The following is a 19,672-nucleotide window of genomic DNA, read 5'->3' on the forward strand; positions in this document are numbered from 1 at the left end:
TTCTGCCCGGCTTATAAGCGCCCGCTTCCAAAGAAACAGCCCTTTTGTCCCCATAAGGGCGCTTTTTCCGTTTATTCCCGATACGGCGCAGCTTATGCCGTTTTCTGCGATTGCCCGTGGGAATAGGAAAAACGAAGCCTTCGCCTTTCCCACGCCCGCGCGGTTCATCCCGTGCCCGCTTTTTTATTCCAAAGCGTTCAGGAGCTGGTTCGCCTCTGCCTTGATCTGTGCAGACAGATGTGTCAGCAGGATAATTTTCAATACTTTTTTCAGCCGTTCCCCGGCCTGCGTGCCGCCCGGCATCTTTTCCCCCACTACCCGGGCAATGATATCGTCGACCCCGGTTGCTTCGCGGATTGCGTCCCCCGGCACCTGCCGGAGCAGCTCGACAAAACAGGTGTAGATCAGCGTCGATGCTCCCTTTCCGCACAGGGTTTCCACATAGCGGATCATCCGCGTCACCTGGTCTATCTGGAAGATGTCGTTCATCATATTAATCATCACGATGGTACAAAACTGGTCGCAATCGTATTTTTTGTTCACAGGCGGCGGCACGAATTTCCGCTTGACCCAATTCTGGACCGTATGCGCCGATAATCCCGTCAGCTGCAGCACCTGCGAAAGCACCAGCCCATTTGCCGCGAACAGTGAATTCAGGAAATCCTGTATGCCGTGATCAATATTCATTTCTACCGTAGTGCCCGGCAAAAAACGTATCATTGGCTTTCAGTCCTCCTTTGCCTAAGTCTATCCCCAGGCTTCGCCCCGGCATAAGCGCTCTCTGCCGGGCTTCCCGCACCGGAACGACTCTCCCGGAATTTCGTCCGTTTTTTCCCATGCGGTCCGGCCTTTTTTTGCTCTGCATAGCGTATTTTGCCTTTTTATGCCCATATTATATCATGCAGTCATATGACTGTCAAATAATTTCGTGTGACTCCCAAACTATTTTTTATGCAAAAAAAGCCGCTTCCAAAAACCGGAGGCAGCCCTGTTTGCGCTTCGCCCGCCACTACCGCTGCACCACATTCTGCGGTGTCCCGGCGAGCCACTTTCTTACGTTATCCGTCACAATCAGCGCCCTTTTATAAAGCGCCTCTTTTGTCGCAAAGCCCACGTGCGGAGCAAGAACCGTACGCGGCGCGTACAAAAGGGGTTCGTCTTCCGAAAGGGGAGGTTCCGCATCAAATACGTCGACCGCCGCCCCTCCGATGCGCCCCTCGCGCAGGGCCTGGGCCAGCGCCCGTCCGTCTACAAGCGGCCCGCGCGCCGTGTTGACGAGCACCGCCTCCCGTTTCATCAGCCCCAATTCCTTTTCCCCGATCATGCCGCGCGTTTGCCCGGTCAGCGGCACGTGCAGGGAAACAATATCGCATACGGAAAGCAATTCAGGCAGCCCTGTATAGCGTATGCCCGGAACATCTTTTTCCGTGCGGCTGTATGCAAGCACCTCGCAGCCAAACGCCCCGGCGATCCGTGCTACCCGCAGGCCGATTTCCCCCGTGCCGACTACACCAAACCGTTTCCCTTCGAGCTCACTGCCCACAAGGCCTTCCCTTGTTTTGCCCGCGCGTACCGCTTCGCCGCATTCCGCGAGCTTCCGCTCCAGCGAAATCAGCATGCCGAACACAAGGTCGGCAACCGCCGCCGTCGAATATCCTGCGCTGTTGCACACAGTGATCCCTTTGCTGCGGCACGCGTCAAGCGCAATATGGTCGACGCCCGTAAACGCTATGCTGAGCAGCTTCAGGTTTTCGCATCCGTTAATCACCTCGGCCGAAAGCGGCTGGTTTGCAGCGGCAATTACATCTGCGTCCCGGCCCCTCCGGATCAGTTCTTCCGCATCTGCGGCACGCGTCCTATACAGCACAATTTCCGCGTCCTTTGGCAGCGCACGCGCCGCCATCTCCCGCAGGCTTTCCTCTTTTATGCCAAGCGGCTCGATTGCAACAAATTTCATACCGGTTCCTCCCAGCTCGATTCTTTCCTCCATCATACCATATTGCCGGGGTTTGCAACAAAAATTTAAGGTTGCGGGCCTATGGGCGTGGATGATATGATAAAATTATAAAATATATGTTTGGAAGGGACCAAAATGAAAGAAGTAAAATGTGCCTGCAAAGGCACTTTTCTGGACAAATTTATCCAGCCGGCCATCCTCACCGCGCTGATGGACGGCCCGCTGCACGGCTTTTCAATTTTAAAAAAACTGAACGCCGACGGCCTTCTGTCCGGCGATCCCGACCCGACCGGCTTATACCGCACGCTTAAGAAAATGGAAGCCGCGGGCCTGCTTTCTTCGGATTGGGAAATGGGTGAAAACCGCAAGCCCCGCCGCATTTACGAGATTACCGGGGATGGCAGGGACTGCCTTGGAACCTGGCGGGCAACCCTGCGTGCCTACCAGCAGGACATCGCTTCCCTGATCGGCAAAATCAATGAAAAAATTCCTTCGGATGCGCCCTGCGGATGTTGCTGTTCCAAAGGGGAACAGCCGGTTTGAGCGCATAAAACCAAAAAGTATGCGGTTTGAAACGGCACAGCAGTTTTTGCTGTGCCGTTTTTTCATGCGCCCTGACCGCCCCCGGAAGACCCGGCGGCAGTGCGGATATAAGCGGGCTGGCGCAGCATCAGGGGAAATGGAGTTTATTTGCGCCATGGCGGCTTTGCCACATAGATTGTGCGAATCTTCCTTTTCCACCGCAAAAACCACAAGCTGTTTTTTCCCGCGCTTTTCATACCAAAAGCAAACGGGCCCACCAAGGCAAGGAACGTTTCCCCCGGTATGTCCGAAGGATTTTCTCTTCTCATCTGCATAGTAAAAGACCAGTGCCGTCCGTTTTTTGCCACTGGTCTTTTTCACGTTTACCGGCCGCCTGTCCGCCAGCCGTTTTGTTTTTTATCATTCCGCGCGCTTCTTATGCGCCGGGCCCTTACAGCGGAAAATTATCCGGATCGTTCGTCGTCCCGTCTGGATCAACCATCGCGTCTATGACCGCCATGTCGTCCGCCGCGAGTTCAAAATCGAATACTTGGGCGTTATCTGCGATTCTCGACGGCGTGACAGATTTGGGCAGCGGCAGTACGCCGTTTTGCAGCACCCAACGGATGCAAATCTGCGCCACGGATTTACCATACTTCTCCGCGATGCCCTTCAATGTTTCGTTGCCGAGCATTTTTCCCGTGCCAAGCGGGCTGTATGCCTCAATCAACATGCCTTCCTTTTGTGAATAGTCTGCGGCCTCTTTTTGCATCAGGCCCGGATGGTATTCAATCTGGTTCACCATCGGCATGATTTCCGCCGTTTTTTTCAATTCCTCTACATGGTGCGGCAGAAAGTTGCTGACGCCGATCGCGCGGATGCGGCCTTCCTTGTACAGCTCCTCAAAAGCTTTCCAAGTCTCCGCATTTTTTTTCTGCCAGTCGTTTTTGAACTTTGCCGGAACGGGCCAGTGGATCAGGTATAAATCCAGGTATTCGAGCTCAAGGTCTTTCAGCGTTTTATCGAACGCGCGCAGCGTACTTTCATATCCATGCTCGTCGTTCCAAAGCTTGCTGGTTACGAACAGTTCGCCCCGCTTTACGCCGGAATTCGCGATCGCTTTCCCCACGCTCTCTTCATTTCCGTAAATCGCCGCCGCATCGATGTGGCGGTATCCGTCCGCAAGGGCCGCCTCAACGGCTTTTACCGCCGTTTCGCCGTCGGGCGTCTGCCATGTGCCAAACCCTATGCACGGAATCTGAACTCCGTTTGAAAGGGTAAACGTATCTGCTAAACTTTTCATTTGAATCCCTCCTTTTATGTACGGTCATTCGGATAATAAATGCCCGGTTGTTTTAATCATAAACGTTTTTCCAAAAGAAATCAATGACAATCATAGCAGGCAGCATGTATAATAACAAAGGAACTTATTTCAGGAAATACGGGAGTATTACTTTATGCAAAAGCAGAAAACAACGCAGTTTTATATCATCGTTCTTCTGGCTACTTTTATTTGTTATGCGCTGTATGTCGTGCTGTTTGGCACGCTTTCCACTACCATGATGGATTTTTACAGCATCGGCACCAGCGCCCAGGGCGTATTCACCATGGTTGGCAGCATTGGCGGAATTGCGGCGGCGCTTTTCTGCGCGCTGCTTGGCGAACGGTTTTTCAAGCCGCGCGTCGTTGCATTCGGCGTGTTGATCCTCGGCGCGGCAACCATGCTCGTCGGGTTTGCGCCTCCTTATCTTATCGTGTGCGCGGGCGCGCTGCTGGCCGGCATCGGCTATACGGTAATCGATGTGATGGGCCAGGCGACCATTACGGAATACTTCCCGCAAAAAAACAAAACCCTGCTGCCCATGGTGCAAATTTTCTTCGGCGCGGGAACGATGGCGGGCCCCATTATGATGGCCGCCATGCTCGTCCCGGGGGACTCGCGCAGTTTTGTGAATCCGTTCCTGTTTGTGGGAATCCTTTCTCTTGCCGTAACGCTTGTTTACGTGCTTTCCCTGAAAAAAACAGCGCCCGAACTTTCCAAAGTGGACCTGACCGCCATTGCGCAAAACGCAAAAGAAAATCCGGCGGAAATCTTTAAATCCCCAAAATCATGGGTGATTCTTTTGGGCTGCGGCCTGTTTTCCTGTTTCACTACGACTATGGCGGCATGGTATCCGGCGTTTTTCTCCACCGTCCGCGGATTCTCCGTAGACAGCGCGGCGCTTATGCTCACGCTTTATTATGTGGGGACGCTTGCCATGCGGCTTTTGGGGCCCCTTATCTTCCGCAAAATCCAGCCGCAGCGCGTGTATGTCTTATTCAGCATCATCAGCATCGCGTGCATGTTCGGCGCGGTTAACGTCGCATCCCAGCCGGCCGCCATGGTGCTCACCACCCTCGGGGGCGCGTTCTGCGCGCTCAATGTGGTAAGCGTTGTGATGATTTCCACCGCGCTTTTCCCTACGCGCAAAGCATCTGCAACTTCCCTTGCCGTATTCGCCTACAATATCGGCGGTATGACAGCGCCTGTGCTCGTGGGTGCAATCGCCGAAACGTCCGGCCTGCTGCTGCCGCTGAACGGCCTGATTGCCATTTTTGCCGCAAGCGTCGTGGTTATGGGTATCCTGTGCGTCCGGTGCAGGAAAGAGCTTGCGAATGCATGAGGCGAAATAGATTCGCAGAGTATTGTCTTAAACGGCAAACACGAAAGGCAAATGCCTTTCGTGTTTTTTGATACTTATTTTTTGCTTCGGATATTTCATATTCCCCGCCGGTTAAAGCCATAGGGAGGACGGCAGGGCCTGTGTCATAATCCAAAATATACTTTTTTATTCGCTGAACACATATTCCGGCTGATTCATCGGCATGGGCTCGGGTCTTTCAAATGTGCTTTCCATTTCATGATATGTCCCGCTTTCAGCCGCGTCGTGAATCCCTTGCATGATTTCAAGCGCGTGCAGGGCCATGTTCCCGTTCGCCCTGTGCTGCCTCCCTGACTCAATGGCGGCGCACATATCCGCAAGCCCAAGGATACGGCTGTTTTCGTTATAGCCGAACGCGGCAGGGATCTCCCGCCATGCGGTCGCTTCCTTCCTCGGCAGTGTGCTTGGGAAGTCATTCCAGTCGGCTTCGTCGCTCCGTCTGAGAAGGATCGGCCCCTCGAAAAGATTCGGACCTGCGAGCGGATCGGCATCCGGAAGTGTAAGTGTTCCTTCCGTTCCATATAGCTCAAGCCGTGGGAGGTGGGAATCCCAGATATCGAAACTCGTGATGATCGTCGCAATCGCCCCGATATCAAATTCTACCGTTCCGGCGATGTGCGTAGGCACTTCGACAGCAACGATCTCGCCAAAGCACGGCTCGCTTGTGATGCGCCTCTGCTCAAATGTCTTTTGTACAGAGCCGCAGACCCGCCTCGCAGGTCCCAGCAGTGAAAGTAATGCCGTTACATAGTACGGGCCCATATCAAACATAGGGCCGGCCCCGGTCTTGTAATAAAACTGCGGGCCGGGATGCCATATTTCATGGCCATGGCAGGTCATAAACGCCGTTGCCGCAATCGGTTTTCCGATCCATCCTTCGTCTATCAGCTTGCGGCAGGTTTGCAATCTCCCGCCCAGAAAGGTATCCGGCGCCGCGCCAACCCGCAGACCCTTTTCCTTTGCCAGCGCAATAATCTCTTGTCCTTCCTGGGTTGTAATGGCAAGTGATTTTTCCGTATAAACATGCTTTCCGGCTTCAAGGGCCATCATATTGACCGGGTAATGCGCATTCGGGTTGGTAAGATTGAGTATGACCTCGATCTCGCCATCCGCCATAATATCCGACACAGTATCATATACTTTCCCGATTCCATATTTCTCAGCCTGCGCTTCGGCCCTTTCCCGGATCTGGTCGCAGACAGCGACGATCTCAAGCACGTCGTACTTTTTGCCGTTTGTTAAATAAATGTCACTGATATTGCCGCAGCCGACAACACCAACCTTTACCTTTTTCATTTCTCTTTACCTCGTTACTATTTTGCCGTCCAAAGCAGCGCGCGCCTTGTCACTTCCAGATTCGGTTTTTCCATGAAGTGGCTGATGGAATGTCCGCAGGAATTATAGAAGACCCTTCCCTGTCCAAAGTATTTCGTCCACATAACCGGCATATCGAAAACCCCGTTTGTAATATGCGGCCCAACCGCTTCCATGGAATCGTTGAACTCATTCTCGTCGAAATTCCATACGCCGTAGGTTGAATCAGGATCAATGGACGTATCCCCAATATTTGTGTAAGCTCCTTTCCCAACCGGCATCCGCGTTGTCGCAAGGACATGTACCGCCGGATCGACAAGCAGGTAATAATGCTCGGAAACCGTTTCAAAATCTTCCAACCCTTGTGTGATCGGATGGGTCTTGTCTACATAGTGCACCTGGAACCGCACATGCTGCCCATTGGGGTGGGCTACCCACTGGCCGCCCGTCATAAGCTGCCAGTCCATGCAGTCATGGAAGGAGTCGCACATCCCGCCGTGGCATCCGGCAATTCCCACACCGCTTGCTACGGCCTTGATAACCGGGCCGTGCTGCTGCGGCGTGATCTCGCCATGGCTCCAGCACGGAACAATAATGTTAAGGCCCATCAGTTTCTCTTCATCTTCGAAGGCGGAAAGCGTATCCGCCATCTCTACGTCAAAATTTTCCGATTCAAGAATGTCTTTATATGCGTGCGCAACCTGTTCCGGATCATGACCGTCCCAGCCGCCCCACACGATCAGCGCTTTCTTTTTCATGATTCATTTCTCCTATCTTTTCTTTTGAGCAAATTATTTATATGTCTTTTTGTCTTCGGTGTAATAAGCAACCAGGTCATTCTATTTTTACACTGAAGTTACTCTAAATAATTGTCTACATTGTCAATCGTCACCAGTTGGAAAGGAACGTATGTTTCCGATTCTACTTCTTCTCCCTTTACCATCTTATATGCCATTTCTACCGCCATCGTCGCCTGGCCGTAAGCGTCCTGGAATACGGTAGCGTCAAGCCTCCCGTCCTTTACCGCCTGAAGCGCATCGGGAATCGCATCCACTCCTACGATAATCATGTTTTCCTTCATATTGTTGTTTTCCGCAGCCTTGAGCGCACCCATTACCATTTCGTCGTTCTGTGAGAAAATAGCGTTGATTTGGTCTCCATAGGACTGAATCCAGTTTTCTGTAAGAGCCATCGCTTCTTCCCTCGACCAGTGCGCCGTATCCTCCGCGAGCAACGTCATATCCGGATATTGTTCCAACACCGCATATGCCCCGTCGCTTCTCTTGATTTCAGCGGACTGCCCCGGATTTCCATGGATCATGCAGATATTTCCCTTGCCGCCCAATTTCTCGGCGATAAATTCAATCGCGAGTTCCGAGGATTCTTCGTCTCTCGACCCGACAAATACATCCGGCGCGGCAGTTGTGACCGAGTTCACATTGATAATCGGGATCCCGGCTTCCTGTGCCTTTGTGACTGCGGGCGAGCTTGCATCCGCATCGCAGGGATCCATGATGATCGCGTCAACTCCCTGGGCGATAAACGATTCTACCTGTGAGATCTGTTTATTCGCATCCATATCCGGATCGTTGCAAATGACTTCAATGCCAAGTTCGGCACACTTGTCTTCAATTCCCTTCTGGATTTTTACCATAAATTCATTCGAATTCGTTATGGTTGTAAATCCAAAGACCAGCCCTTCCCCGTCTTCCGCAGCGGCAGTATCTTCCGCCCCGGTTGCCGCCGATGCGCTTTCGGTCGCCGTCTCCGGCTCCGCCGCAGGCGCGGCGCACGCCACGCATCCTACTACTGCAAATATAACAGCCATTACCAATACTACTATTTTTTTCATATTACCCTCCGCTATTTTTTATCGTTTCGTTATCCTGGTTACTTGGATTGCTTATCATAAATGATTCCCTTACCTCTTTTGCTTTGTTTTTACATCCAGCAGAACCGCGCCGATGATAATCAGTCCCTTAATAATCTGCTGGTAGTACGACGATACGTTGAGCAGGTCCAGCCCATTGTTGATGAAGCCAATAATCAATGCGCCGATCAGTGTCCCGACTACTGTTCCAACCCCGCCGGAAAGGCTGGTTCCGCCTATAACCACGGCGGCAATCGCATCCAGCTCATATCCAACGCCAATGCTTGGCTGCCCAACTTCTATGCGCGCGGCCTGCATCACGCCGGCAAGCCCCGCAAGCCCGCTGCAAATCACATATACAGACATCTTCACCCGGTCGACCTTAACGCCCGATGCGTAAGCCGCATCTTCGTTTCCGCCGATCGCATATACATACCGGCCGTATTTCGTCTTATTCAGAACAAACCACACGATCAGGAACACCGCCAGCATAATTAATATCATCACCGGGAACCCTATTTGCCCTTCGGCCCCGCCGATTTCCCCATTACCAATCCAGTTAAAGGCCGGATCAAGGTTGGAGACCGGGCGGCCATCCGCAATGAGCAGCGCGCCGCCGCGGGCGATTGTCGTCACGCCCAGCGTTACGATAAAGGAAGCGACATTTGCCTTTGCAACGATTACGCCGATAAAAAGCCCGAAGAGGACGCCGACGCCAATACCGACCAGAACCGGTACGACTATGGGATATTCCCCCGGATGTGCAAACATCGCCGCGGATACGCCGGTAATCGCCACCACCGCACCCAGCGAAAGATCGATCCCGCCGGTCAGCACCACAAAAGTTGCCCCGATTGCCAAAATCGCGCTGATTGAGATTTGCCTGAATACGTTCAGGAAGTTCTTTACTTGCAAAAAGTTTGGCGTAGCAATGGATAAAACTACGATAAGAACGACAAGCGCGATCAATATTCCATATTTTGACAGCAAACTTTTTGCGTCATTTCTTTTTAACATATTGCTCTTGGCATCTAAATTCTGAAACATTTTTTATCCTTTCGTCTTATTACAAGATATTTTTACTGGGCGAATGCCCACTTCATGAGCGTTTCCTGGTCAAAGTCTTCCCTTTGGACTTCCCCCATCATCTCCCCTTCGTGCAAAACGATGATTCTGTCGCACAGCCCCAATAGTTCGGGCATTTCAGAAGAAACCACGATAACCGCTTTTCCTTCCTCCGCCAGCTCGCAGATCAATTTATAAATCTCTGCTTTTGCGCCGACATCGATTCCACGCGTGGGTTCGTCCATGATGAGTATTTCCGCTTCATCCAGGAGAAGTTTTCCCAGCACCACCTTTTGCTGATTGCCGCCCGATAAGTTTTTGACAAGCTGTTCTTTCGATGGGGCTTTGATAGCCAGCATCTGCATCATCTTGTCCGCAAGCTCCGCTTCCTTTTTATTTCCGACAACAATTCCATTAAAATATTTATTCAGGTTTGATAATGTGAGGTTTTTTTTGATCGACATCGGCAGGACGAGGCCCACTCCTTTTCTGTCTTCATTTACAAGCCCGATCTTATTTTTAATTGCATCTCCGGGATTTCTGATTGTGATTTGTTCGCCCCGGACATAGATCTCGCCTTCATCCAGTTTATCGATCCCATAGATCGCACGCATAATTTCCGTCCGTCCCGCGCCCATCAGTCCTGCAAAGCCCAGTATTTCGCCTTTTCGCAGTGAAAACGAAATGTCATGGAATACGCCTTCCCGCTTGAGCCCTTTCACCTCAAATACCTGTTCGCCGATCTCATTGTTTTTTTCAGGATATACCTGCGATAACTCCCGCCCTACCATCGCAACGATAATCTGGTCGATATCGATATTCTCTGTTGGAAAAGTATCGATAAAGGTTCCGTCCCGCAAGATCGTTACTTCGTCTGAGATTTTTAGAACTTCATCCATTTTGTGCGAAATATAGACGATTGCTACCCCTTTTGCTTTCAGATCGTTCAGCACCGCGAAGAGCTGGTCCACCTCTTTGTCCGTTATTGCGGATGTAGGTTCGTCCATGATTACGATTTTGGCGTTATAGGAAACGCATTTTGCAATTTCAACCATTTGCCTCTCGGAAACGCTGAGATCTTTCATCAGAACTTTGGGATCCAAGCTGACGCCGACGCGTGCAAGAAGCTCTTTTGCTTTTTCGCACATCGCGGTTCTATCGATTATCCCGTTTTTCAGTATTTCCCTCCCAAGGAACATATTTTCTGCAATCGTCATATGGGGAATGTATGAAAGTTCCTGATGCACCATGGTGATCCCCATCCCGATCGCCTGCCCCTGGCTGTACCTGGAGATTTCCCTGCCGTCATAAATTATCTTTCCGCTATCCGGTACGTACATCCCCATGAGAACCTTCATCAATGTTGATTTTCCGGCGCCGTTCTCTCCCATCAGCGCGTGGACCGTCCCACATTTTAATTTCAGGTTTACATTTTCAAGTGCCTTTACTCCCGGAAATGATTTACAAATATCAACCATTTCCAAAATATACTCATTAGCCAATTTAATTTACACACCACCTTTTAATGAAAAAAATTTTATACGTCTTGAAATGATTGTAAATGCTCTTTAATATGTTTCACATTTTACCACCGTTCTACCCATTAGTCAAGTGGCTTTTTAAAGTCATTTTAATTTAAATCAAAAAAATAAGCCTCTCTTTCTTCGAAAGAGAGGCCCGGCGTCATAAAATCAATACACTTTTTCCACTTCCATAAAAAGGTTGAGCGGTATGATGGCGGCCCCCATCACAGAGGCGTTCATCCCCAGTTCAGAGACTACAATCCTGACATCTTTTTCGGAAAAAAGCTTCTCGCCGTTGAATGTGCGCTTTCTTACCTTTTCAATAAAGCTTTTCGCATAATTTGCCATTTCTCCGCCAAGAACAATATAGCGCGGATCAAATATCAAAATAATATTCCTCAGGCCAGCTGCCAGAAATTCGATATATTCATCCATGACTTCAGCGGCAGTCTCATTTTTTTGGTCGTACATTTCAAAAAACGCCCGCACAGATGAAGCTTTTTTCCCAGCTTTTTCGCGGTACAGGTCCAACAGGGCACGTTCGGAAATATAGGAGTTCCAGCACCCTTTGTTTCCACACACACACATAGCTCCATCCTTCACGATTGTCATGTGCCCCAATTCTCCGGCCCGTTTGTTATATCCCTTGTAGACCTTGTTTCCGGAGATAATTCCCGCGCCAATACCTTCATTGATAGAAATATAGACCATGTCATTCTTATTATGGCATACGCCGATTTTATATTCTGCAACTGCAGCGGCATTGGATTCATTTTCGACATAGATCGGAAAATCAAACAGCGCTTCATATTTTCTGAAATCTATGTTATCGATGTTCAGATTAGCGGCAAATTCAAGAATTTTGTCCTTTTCATTCACAGTTCCGGGAAGCGATATCCCCATTCCGATAATCCGGGAGGAATCGATATTCATGATCTTCAGCATTTCGTCAATTTCGCTTTTTACATCGGACATCATTTTATCCATATCGCGAAGAACATCGAATTCTATGAGCCGATCGCAGATAATTTCATAATTCATGTTAATAAGAACAAAGCGAATCCTGCCTATTTGAAAATCTACGCCAATCGAATATTTCGCATTTTTTACAAATTCGACAATCGTCGGACGGCGTCCGCCCGTAGAGCTTGCGACCCCAGCTTCTTTCAATACGCCAATTTCGATTAGCTCATTGACGTTAGAGATGACCGTGGGCAGGCTGACGCTGATCGCCTTCCCAAGTTCGCTCTTTGTCATTTTCTTTTTCCGCCGCAGCAGGCTCATAATTTTTCGCCTGTTAATATCTTTGATAACGCTTTGATCTACCTTCAATCATTTAGTCCTCCGCCTTAAGTTAATAACATTCTATAATATCCCCAATAATTTTTCAAGGCATTTAAGTAAGTTGTTTTAAAAACAAATGCCCATTTTTCACGAATCATTACGAATGCAATCGGCTGTATTTCCCGAGACGACACCTACCGCTTTCCATGCTTCATCATTCCGCAAATTCGTACGCAAAAAGGATTTGGCATGTCTGCCAAATCCTTTATCGCTTTTAAAGAAACCGGTGGAGCGAGGCATATGCGCCGCCCGAAAGCACCATAGATTCCATCCGGGATTCAAATTCACTGTTCCGTCCTTTCGCGGGCTGTTTCCTTTCCCTGCAAAATGATGGATTCCCGTTGCCCAACGGCAGCCCGCACCTTCGGCGCAGGGCGCATCCCGTCGCCTTCCTGCACGCCGGGCACGGCACAAAATTCCCCCAAGCCGCTGCACCGCGCACATATTCCGGCGCGTGTACGTCCGCAGCAGCTAGCAAAAGTATCTCCCAAGCTAAAAACCATTGCCGTACTTCTTACCTGAACCTGCATCCAGTATAAACATACTTATCCAAGCAGTTTCCTTTTTTTTCATAAAATGAGCCATTTTCCTTTCCATTCCGTATATTCTAATATCAAGGAGGTAACGATCATGGCAACTTTTACAGATGAAAACGGCAAAGTATTAACAGATGAGGAGCTTGAGCGGGCTGCGGGCGGATTTGGGATTTTTAATGGGAAAACAGGCCGGTCTAAAATGAGGTGGAAAGTTTGTCCCAAATGCGGCGGTACCGATTTCAAAGTCGATCCCGATCCCACTATAACAAAAACCGGCAGAGAGAATGGTCTTTATTACGCATGTAAAAAATGCGGTTGGACTGGCTGGATAGGCAATAACGAATAACGGCGCCTTCCGGGCAGCGGCAAGCGGTTCCACTGCCGCCATGTTAAGCGGCGGCTTTCTTTTTCTACTGGCCTTCCATTTCCGTATGCACGAATTTCCCGCCTTGTATCACCAAATATTCGTAATCATACGGATCACTGTAGGAAACATCCGGCAGGCCGGTGAGAAGATCCGGAACAATATTCCCGGCGATGCCCTCTGCGCGATCCGCGTTCGCGCGCAGATTGGCAGGCAGCGTTTCATTGCTGCCGTCGTAATTTGAGGCGATCAGGTTCACAATGTCATAACCCTGTACCGCTTCGTTTTCCGGCGCCTCCCCATACTTTTCTTCATACCGCCGCGCCCATTCCGTATATTCTTCGCTTTGGTCAACCGGGTACATCGCGGGCACAACCGTTCCATCGAGCCCGCCCAGGGAATCGACCGTCTCCTGGCTGCCGAGCGTGAAGCTGGCGAGCAGTTTCATTTCCGGAAACAGCTCTTTGATTGCCGCAAGAATATCCGCGGCCCAATAAGACCTATAATAGGGAACATAGGCCGTATCTATGCCGAGCGCCCTCCAGGCATGCATTTCGTCCGCGAATTCCTGCTGCGTAAAGGGTTCGGACAGCGAGCCGGCCGTACTTGCGCCGCCTGTCCCCGACAGCAGTCCGCGTTCGAACGCATTTGCCTGCGCGATTTCAAACGGCGTTCCGCTATGTATCACCCCGACGTTTTGCGCGTTCCCGGCATTTGCGTAAAGCCCCATTGCAAACCCGAGGTGGCTCGCCGGAAGCGAGAAGGGAAAGAAGGAGGAATATCCTTTTCCCACTGTTTCGTCATAATACCCCTGTACTGCAAAAAATGCTTTATGAAAATCGTCCATTGTCTTTGCCGCAGCATCGATGACCTCATAATCCTGCAAGCTGACGACGGCAGTGATATTCGGGTCCTCCGCAAGCTTGTTGTCCGTTTCCAGCGACCCTTCAAATTCCTGCGCATCGCCATAAGTTTCCACACTGATTTGGTAAGGCCCGGTATATTCTTCGATTGCCATCTGCATTCCTTTTTCGTAGCGGGAGGCGTTATATTCCATGCCGCTGCGGTAAACGAGCGCAATCCTGATTGCGTTTGCGTCCTGCTGCACCGGCTGCTGCGCGCAGCCTGCAAACAGAACGCCCGCCACAACCAGGATGCATACCAGAATAAATATTATTTTTCTCATATCATTACCACCATAGCCCGCCGCGCTTTATTTGATTTGGCGTGCGGCAAACTCATAAAACAGTCCTTTCTTTCCCATGAGCTCGTCGTATGTTCCTTCCTCCGCAATCCTGCCGCCGTCAATCATCACAATCCGGTCGCATTTTTTTACGGTGGACAGACGGTGTGCAATCACGATCCGCGTGCACCCGAGCTTTGCAATATTTTCAGCAACCTCGTTTTGCACAACGTTATCGAGGGCGCTTGTCGCTTCGTCAAACAAAAGCACTTGCGGCTTTCCGGCGAGAGCGCGCGCAATCAGAATCCGCTGCTTCTGGCCGCCGGAAATTCCGCCGCTGCCTTCGCTGATCATGGTATACATACCCATGGGCATCTGCCCGATGTCTTCCGCGATCCCCGCGAGGCGCGCGGCCTCCCAGGCCTCGTCCAGTGTGCTCCACGGCGCAGTCAGTGTAATATTGGAAAAAATATCCCCTGCGAACAGCTTTCCGTTTTGCAGGTCAACGCCGATCCTCTGGCGCATGCTTCGCAGGTCAAGCTCTTCGATGTCTTCGCCGTCGAAATAAACCGCGCCCGCTTCCGGCTTCTCAAAGCCGATCAGCAGCCGCATCAGCGTAGATTTCCCGCACCCGCTTTTTCCCACAATTCCAACGTATTCCCCCGGTTTGATGTGCAGGCTGAAATCGTCGAGAACAACGGGCAAATCTTCACGGTACCGGAAGGTCACGTGGGAAAGCTCCACCTCGCCCCGGAGCTCTGCCACCTGCTTTTTGTTTTCGCCGGTTTCCGGCTGCGCGTCATAAATCGGCTGGACCATCTCCAGCAGCGGCCCTATGGACGCAAGCTGGGCCGTAATGCCCGCAAGCGCCAGAAGCGCGGCAGAAACCGCTCCATAGGCGGTTGAAAAAGCAATATAGTCCGACTGTGAAACCTCGTTTTCTCCAGCAACGAAATAAAGGAGGATTGTGCCGCCGAGCGTGACAGCCGCTGAAATCGCGGTGCTGAACTTCAAAAACAGGGGCGGATTGTAGGAAAGCCTTCCCTCCTGCGAAAACAGCTTTGCCCATTTGGCAAACGCCCTCTTTTCCGCCCCGGCAAGTTTGATTTTCTGGATCCCGCCAAACAGGCTGAATACCAGGCCGTTCAGCTTGATGGAAATATCCGTTTTCCGCTTGGAAACATGAATTTGGACAATTGCCGTGAGGACAATGACCGCAAGCATAGCTGCAATGACGAGCATCCCCGGCCCCACGAGCGTAGGGGCAAAGGAGGCCATCTGGAAAATATACACAAATGAAAACAAAGCGGAAAGCCCGGTTGTAAGGACTGTTCCGGAAAGAATCTCCCCGATCGCGTTCATGCTGCCCACGCGTTCGGAAAGTTCGCCCGCCGAATAGTCTTTAAAAAAGGAAACGGGCAGGGAAAATACCCGTGACATCACCGCGTTTTGCGAAGCCACCGACATTTTATCCATAAACCGGCGCAGGATGAGGCTGCGCGATATGCCGAAAAGCAGGCTCCCGACCGTGGCCCCGACAAGAAGGGCCGTTACCGGAAAAACATCCGCCGTCAGGCCGCCGGGAATGATATTATCAAAAATCAGCTTGTTGATCTGCGGAAGGACCATCCCAAGGAGGCTTACGCACAGCGACGCGACAAGCACCCAGATGACATCCCCCACGGAAAAGGAATGCAGGCGGAACATCAGCGTATCGATGAGCTTCAGCGGTTTGGCGGGAAACCCGCGGTAAAAGCAGAGCGCCTGCTCCAGAAGCTCCCCGGCTGTTTTTTCGTTGATCCGTACTTTTCCGTTTTCGTCATGGTAAGCGTAGCCGCCAAAGGCCATAGGCAGCAGCGCCACCGGCGTTCCGTCTTTTTTTGCGCCAAGCAGCGGCCCTGTCGCGTCCTTCCACCATTTTCCGGTCAGCTCCACGCGCCGGTGCATGACGCCGGTCGGCCGCAGCACATATTCAACCCTTTCATATGGATCTTCAATTTTGTCCGGCACTTCCCCCGCTTCGATCTTCCAAAAACGAAGCACCTCCTGCAACGCGCCGTCGATTCCCTTTTTTCGGTCAGGCGCGCTTTTTCCCGCGTGCGGTTTCTCAAAAATCGAAAGAAGGTCCCGGAGCGCTTCGTCCATTGCCTTTTGTTCCTCTTTTCCCACGTTCCACTCCTCCTTCCTTCTTCAATCGTCCAACAATTTTTCGTAGGTTCCATGCCTCGCGAGCAGGCTTTCATGCGTGCCGCGCTCCGCCACGTTCCCATGATCCAGGACAATAATTTCCCCGCAGTCGCGGATCGTTGAAAGCCGGTGGGCAATGATAATGAGCGTGATCCCCTTCTCTTTCAGGTTTTCCATGATTTGCTGCTCTGTTTTGGCGTCCAGGGCGGACGTCGCCTCGTCCAGAATCAAAACGGACGGTTTCCTGACCAGGGCGCGGGCAATCTCAAGGCGCTGGCGCTGCCCCCCGGAATAATTTTTCCCGCCGTCCACCACCATATCGTCGTATCCGTCCGGACGCAGCATAATATCCTCATGGATTTCGGCGGTCTTGCATGCCTCGACCACATCCGAAAAGGGAATGCTCCGGTCCCACATTGTAATGTTATTCAGCACCGTATCCTCAAACAGGACGATTTCCTGATCCACCACGCTTACGGAATCCGTAAGAATGCTCCGCGGGATCTCCCCGCGCGGGGTTCCGTCGAACAAAATACGTCCCTCCCACGGCGGATACAGCCCGGAGATCAGTTTAGCCAACGTCGATTTTCCGCTACCCGAAGCACCGACGAACGCAATGCTCTTTCCGCATTCCACGTGCAGGCTGAATTCCGAGATCAGCGGCGGCGAAAGTTTCGCGTACCCAAACGTCACGCCTTCCATATCGACCGTCCCCCGCAGTTTTCCGTCCGCTTCCCCTTCTTCGGATACGTCCGGTTTATAATGGAATACGTCGTCGATCCGTTCCATTTGTGTGCGCATTTCAAAAAACGTCGTGCCTACCTGCACAATTTCGTTGACCGGCGCGAGGAAAGAAGACAAAATTCCCTGGAACGCAAGCAGGGTACCTATGGTGAAGCTGCCGTCCAGAATGAGGTATACGCCGAGCATCAGCACCGCGATATTCGCAAGCTGCTGCACAAACTGCGGAATCATATTATAAAACTGGTTTGCTTTTTGCAGTTGGATTTTTCCGTTGTTGGCGCGGGCATACGTCCCGCTCCAGCGTTCAAAATACCCGTTTTCCGCCCCTGCCGCCTTGATGCTTTCCGCCATATCGAAGCCTGCCGCGGTAACGCCCGAAAGAAGGCCCATATCCCGCTCAATCACCCGGCTGGCATTGACGCGTTTTTTGGCAATGATACGCATGACCGCCAAATTCACCGCAGCGGCGGCAATGCCCACAGCGGAAAGAAGGACGCTGTAGCGCAGCAGGACGATCAGGTACAGCACCAGCAGGCACACGTTGACGGCAAGCGGCGCGATCCTTCCGATCAGCGTAGAGGCGATTCCTTCATTGCTTGCCTGCCGCGCGGCAATATCGCCGATATAGCGCTGTGCAAAAAAACCGACCGGCAGCCGCAGCACATGCCACATGAAGGACGAGCTGGCCACCGTTGCCATCTTCCCCTGAATACGCATCCAATATACATTCTGGATGGACGCCGTTACAAACTGGAAAACCAGCACCGCCAGCATGACGGAAATGAGAGGCGTCAGCCATTCCGGATTTTTCCCGGATAAAATGTTGTCCATAAACACCTTGGAAAACAGGGGAATTACAATGGCAATGGCCGCAGCAATGAGCGACCACAGCATCACAAACACAACCGCCCCCCGGCTCCCCCGGAGTCTTTTCCTTGCAAAATCCATAACGCTCGCGGGCTTTCCTTCCCGCCGGAACGCCTCCGCCGGTTCGAAGCAAAGGACAATTCCGGTGAACGAGCGGTCAAATTCCTCCATGCCCACGGATATCCTTCCGCGCGCCGGGTCGTTTATCACAGCTTTGTCTCCTTTGAACCCGCACAGCACAACGAAATGGTTAAAATTCCAATGCAGGATAGCCGGAAAGCCACACTGTTTTACATCCTCGATTTCCATCCGGTAGCCCGCGGCCTCAAGGCCGTAGGCCCTCGCTGCCGTCACGAGGCTTTTCGCGCTGCTGCCGTCGCGCGATACCCCGCAATCGCCGCGCACCTGTTCCAGCGACAGCCATTTCCCATAAAAGGCAAGCACCATCGCCAGGCAGGCGGCTCCGCATTCAAGCGCCTCCATCTGCATAACCACCGGGACCTTTGCCACCTTCATATGCCGCCTCCTCACGAATTAAGCAAAAGCTCGTAAGGCTTCTGTTCGTCTATGACGACGAGGAGGTCGCAGACGGTTCCCGTTGAAAGCTCGAGCGTATTTCCTTTTGGGTTCGACCACGCCGCGGAATTTCCCGCACCGCTGTATTCCGCGTCAAGCGAAATAGACACCCTGACTTCGATGCTGTTGCCCTCTTCCATGATCTCCGCTACATATTGCTTGTTTCCCACGGCGGCCGTAATATCGTTATCCGTCACCGGATACTCCCCGATTTCGGAAATATAGCCTATCATATATCCATATTCCTCGCGCGAGACATAAGACGGGCAGGCCTGCACCTCCATCCCTTCCGAAAGCTTGCGCGCTGTATCCACAGGCACATAACACAGGATTTCATAACTGTTCGTGCCCTCCTCGATCCGCGCGAGGCTGGCAACCTGTTCGTTCTCCCCCACAATATCGTTCACGTGCACCGTATCCAGCACGATTCCATAAACCTCCGAACGGATGACCGAGGCGGCGGCATATTCATTTTGTTTTTGCATAATCAGCGTCTCGTCCTTTTCTTCCGCCGCCTGCAGCTGTTCGAGTTCGGCCGCGAGTTCCGGCTGCGGGATCACTGCCAGAATATCGTGCGGCATGACCATATCCCCAACGCTTACGCGCACGTCATGCACCTTCCCGCCGCCTGTCGAGAGCACGGAAACCGTGCCGTCCCCCGGGAACACTACTCCCTTCATTTCAAGGGTATCTGGAATCGTGCCGACGGCAAACCAGACGGCCGCCGCCACCACAACGGCAATGCAGGCAACCAGCACGCTCCATATGCCGGGATTTGTTATTTTCACATATTCATCCAGTTTTTCCGGGGAAGCTGCGTTTTCTAGCGATTTCTTCCGAAAAAGGTCTTTGGCCATAGCAATCTCCCAATTTGTTTTATCCATATTGCCCCGCCCGCGCCGCGGGCAGGGGAAGGGC

17 protein-coding genes are annotated in these 19,672 nt (G+C 51.7%); 3 read left to right on the top strand and 14 right to left on the bottom strand.

All coding sequences use genetic code 11. The features are described from left to right. Positions 1 to 183: 183 nt before the first annotated feature. A complete protein-coding gene (locus H8S18_RS12040; protein WP_186858513.1) occupies positions 184 to 720 on the bottom strand; it encodes a DUF1836 domain-containing protein in 537 nt (178 codons plus the stop codon). A gap of 289 nt (positions 721 to 1,009) precedes the next feature. Beyond that, complete coding sequence (locus tag H8S18_RS12045; protein ID WP_186858514.1) at positions 1,010 to 1,957, bottom strand: NAD(P)-dependent oxidoreductase; 948 nt, start codon at positions 1,955 to 1,957, stop codon at positions 1,010 to 1,012. A gap of 135 nt (positions 1,958 to 2,092) precedes the next feature. Between H8S18_RS12045 and H8S18_RS12050 the strand changes: the two genes are divergently transcribed. Further along, entirely contained in the window at positions 2,093 to 2,500 is a 408-nt protein-coding gene (locus H8S18_RS12050; protein WP_186858515.1) for a PadR family transcriptional regulator, read from the top strand. A 430-nt stretch (positions 2,501 to 2,930) separates the two neighbouring features. Here H8S18_RS12050 and H8S18_RS12055 read toward each other — a convergent pair whose 3' ends face one another. Further along, positions 2,931 to 3,782, bottom strand: coding sequence for an aldo/keto reductase (locus H8S18_RS12055; RefSeq protein ID WP_186858516.1), 852 nt, complete (start codon positions 3,780 to 3,782; stop codon positions 2,931 to 2,933). 154 nt (positions 3,783 to 3,936) lie between these two features. On the opposite strand from H8S18_RS12055, the gene H8S18_RS12060 reads away from it, so the two are divergent. After that, entirely contained in the window at positions 3,937 to 5,142 is a 1,206-nt protein-coding gene (locus tag H8S18_RS12060) for an MFS transporter (RefSeq protein WP_186858517.1), read from the top strand. A 165-nt stretch (positions 5,143 to 5,307) separates the two neighbouring features. On the opposite strand, the gene H8S18_RS12065 is transcribed toward H8S18_RS12060, so the two are convergent. From H8S18_RS12065 to H8S18_RS12095, 7 genes are all read right to left on the bottom strand, one after another. Further along, entirely contained in the window at positions 5,308 to 6,477 is a 1,170-nt protein-coding gene (locus H8S18_RS12065; RefSeq protein ID WP_186858518.1) for a Gfo/Idh/MocA family protein, read from the bottom strand. 17 nt (positions 6,478 to 6,494) lie between these two features. Further along, positions 6,495 to 7,253, bottom strand: a complete 759-nt coding sequence (locus H8S18_RS12070) for a ThuA domain-containing protein (protein WP_186858519.1) — start codon at positions 7,251 to 7,253, stop codon at positions 6,495 to 6,497. A gap of 98 nt (positions 7,254 to 7,351) precedes the next feature. Further along, positions 7,352 to 8,347: a sugar ABC transporter substrate-binding protein gene (locus H8S18_RS12075; RefSeq protein WP_207721758.1), complete on the bottom strand. Its 996-nt coding sequence runs from the start codon at positions 8,345 to 8,347 to the stop codon at positions 7,352 to 7,354. 69 nt (positions 8,348 to 8,416) lie between these two features. Continuing rightward, entirely contained in the window at positions 8,417 to 9,412 is a 996-nt protein-coding gene (locus tag H8S18_RS12080; RefSeq protein WP_243165151.1) for an ABC transporter permease, read from the bottom strand. Positions 9,413 to 9,444: 32 nt separating this feature from the next. Then, positions 9,445 to 10,932, bottom strand: a complete 1,488-nt coding sequence (locus H8S18_RS12085) for a sugar ABC transporter ATP-binding protein (RefSeq protein ID WP_186858520.1) — start codon at positions 10,930 to 10,932, stop codon at positions 9,445 to 9,447. A gap of 189 nt (positions 10,933 to 11,121) precedes the next feature. After that, positions 11,122 to 12,285: an ROK family transcriptional regulator gene (locus tag H8S18_RS12090; protein WP_186858521.1), complete on the bottom strand. Its 1,164-nt coding sequence runs from the start codon at positions 12,283 to 12,285 to the stop codon at positions 11,122 to 11,124. Between the two features lie 296 nt (positions 12,286 to 12,581). Continuing rightward, a complete protein-coding gene (locus H8S18_RS12095) occupies positions 12,582 to 12,800 on the bottom strand; it encodes a hypothetical protein (RefSeq protein ID WP_186858522.1) in 219 nt (72 codons plus the stop codon). 127 nt (positions 12,801 to 12,927) lie between these two features. Here H8S18_RS12095 and H8S18_RS12100 point away from each other — a divergent pair, with 127 nt between their 5' ends. Then, on the top strand, positions 12,928 to 13,179 hold the full coding sequence (locus tag H8S18_RS12100) for a hypothetical protein (RefSeq protein ID WP_186858523.1): 252 nt from the start codon (positions 12,928 to 12,930) through the stop codon (positions 13,177 to 13,179). A 64-nt stretch (positions 13,180 to 13,243) separates the two neighbouring features. Here H8S18_RS12100 and H8S18_RS12105 read toward each other — a convergent pair whose 3' ends face one another. Genes H8S18_RS12105 through H8S18_RS12120 form a run of 4 tightly spaced genes read right to left on the bottom strand, consistent with a single transcriptional unit; the run spans position 13,244 to position 19,638 of the window. Next, complete coding sequence (locus tag H8S18_RS12105) at positions 13,244 to 14,383, bottom strand: ABC transporter substrate-binding protein (protein WP_186858524.1); 1,140 nt, start codon at positions 14,381 to 14,383, stop codon at positions 13,244 to 13,246. A gap of 27 nt (positions 14,384 to 14,410) precedes the next feature. Then, positions 14,411 to 16,549, bottom strand: coding sequence for an NHLP bacteriocin export ABC transporter permease/ATPase subunit (locus H8S18_RS12110; protein WP_330598773.1), 2,139 nt, complete (start codon positions 16,547 to 16,549; stop codon positions 14,411 to 14,413). 21 nt (positions 16,550 to 16,570) lie between these two features. Next, complete coding sequence (locus tag H8S18_RS12115; protein WP_186858525.1) at positions 16,571 to 18,694, bottom strand: NHLP family bacteriocin export ABC transporter peptidase/permease/ATPase subunit; 2,124 nt, start codon at positions 18,692 to 18,694, stop codon at positions 16,571 to 16,573. A gap of 11 nt (positions 18,695 to 18,705) precedes the next feature. After that, positions 18,706 to 19,638, bottom strand: coding sequence for a biotin/lipoyl-binding protein (locus tag H8S18_RS12120; RefSeq protein ID WP_186858526.1), 933 nt, complete (start codon positions 19,636 to 19,638; stop codon positions 18,706 to 18,708). Positions 19,639 to 19,672: the final 34 nt, after the last annotated feature.

The sequence above is a fragment of the Christensenella tenuis genome (assembly GCF_014287795.1).
In the GTDB taxonomy this organism is placed as follows: Bacteria; Bacillota; Clostridia; order Christensenellales; family Christensenellaceae; genus Christensenella; species Christensenella tenuis.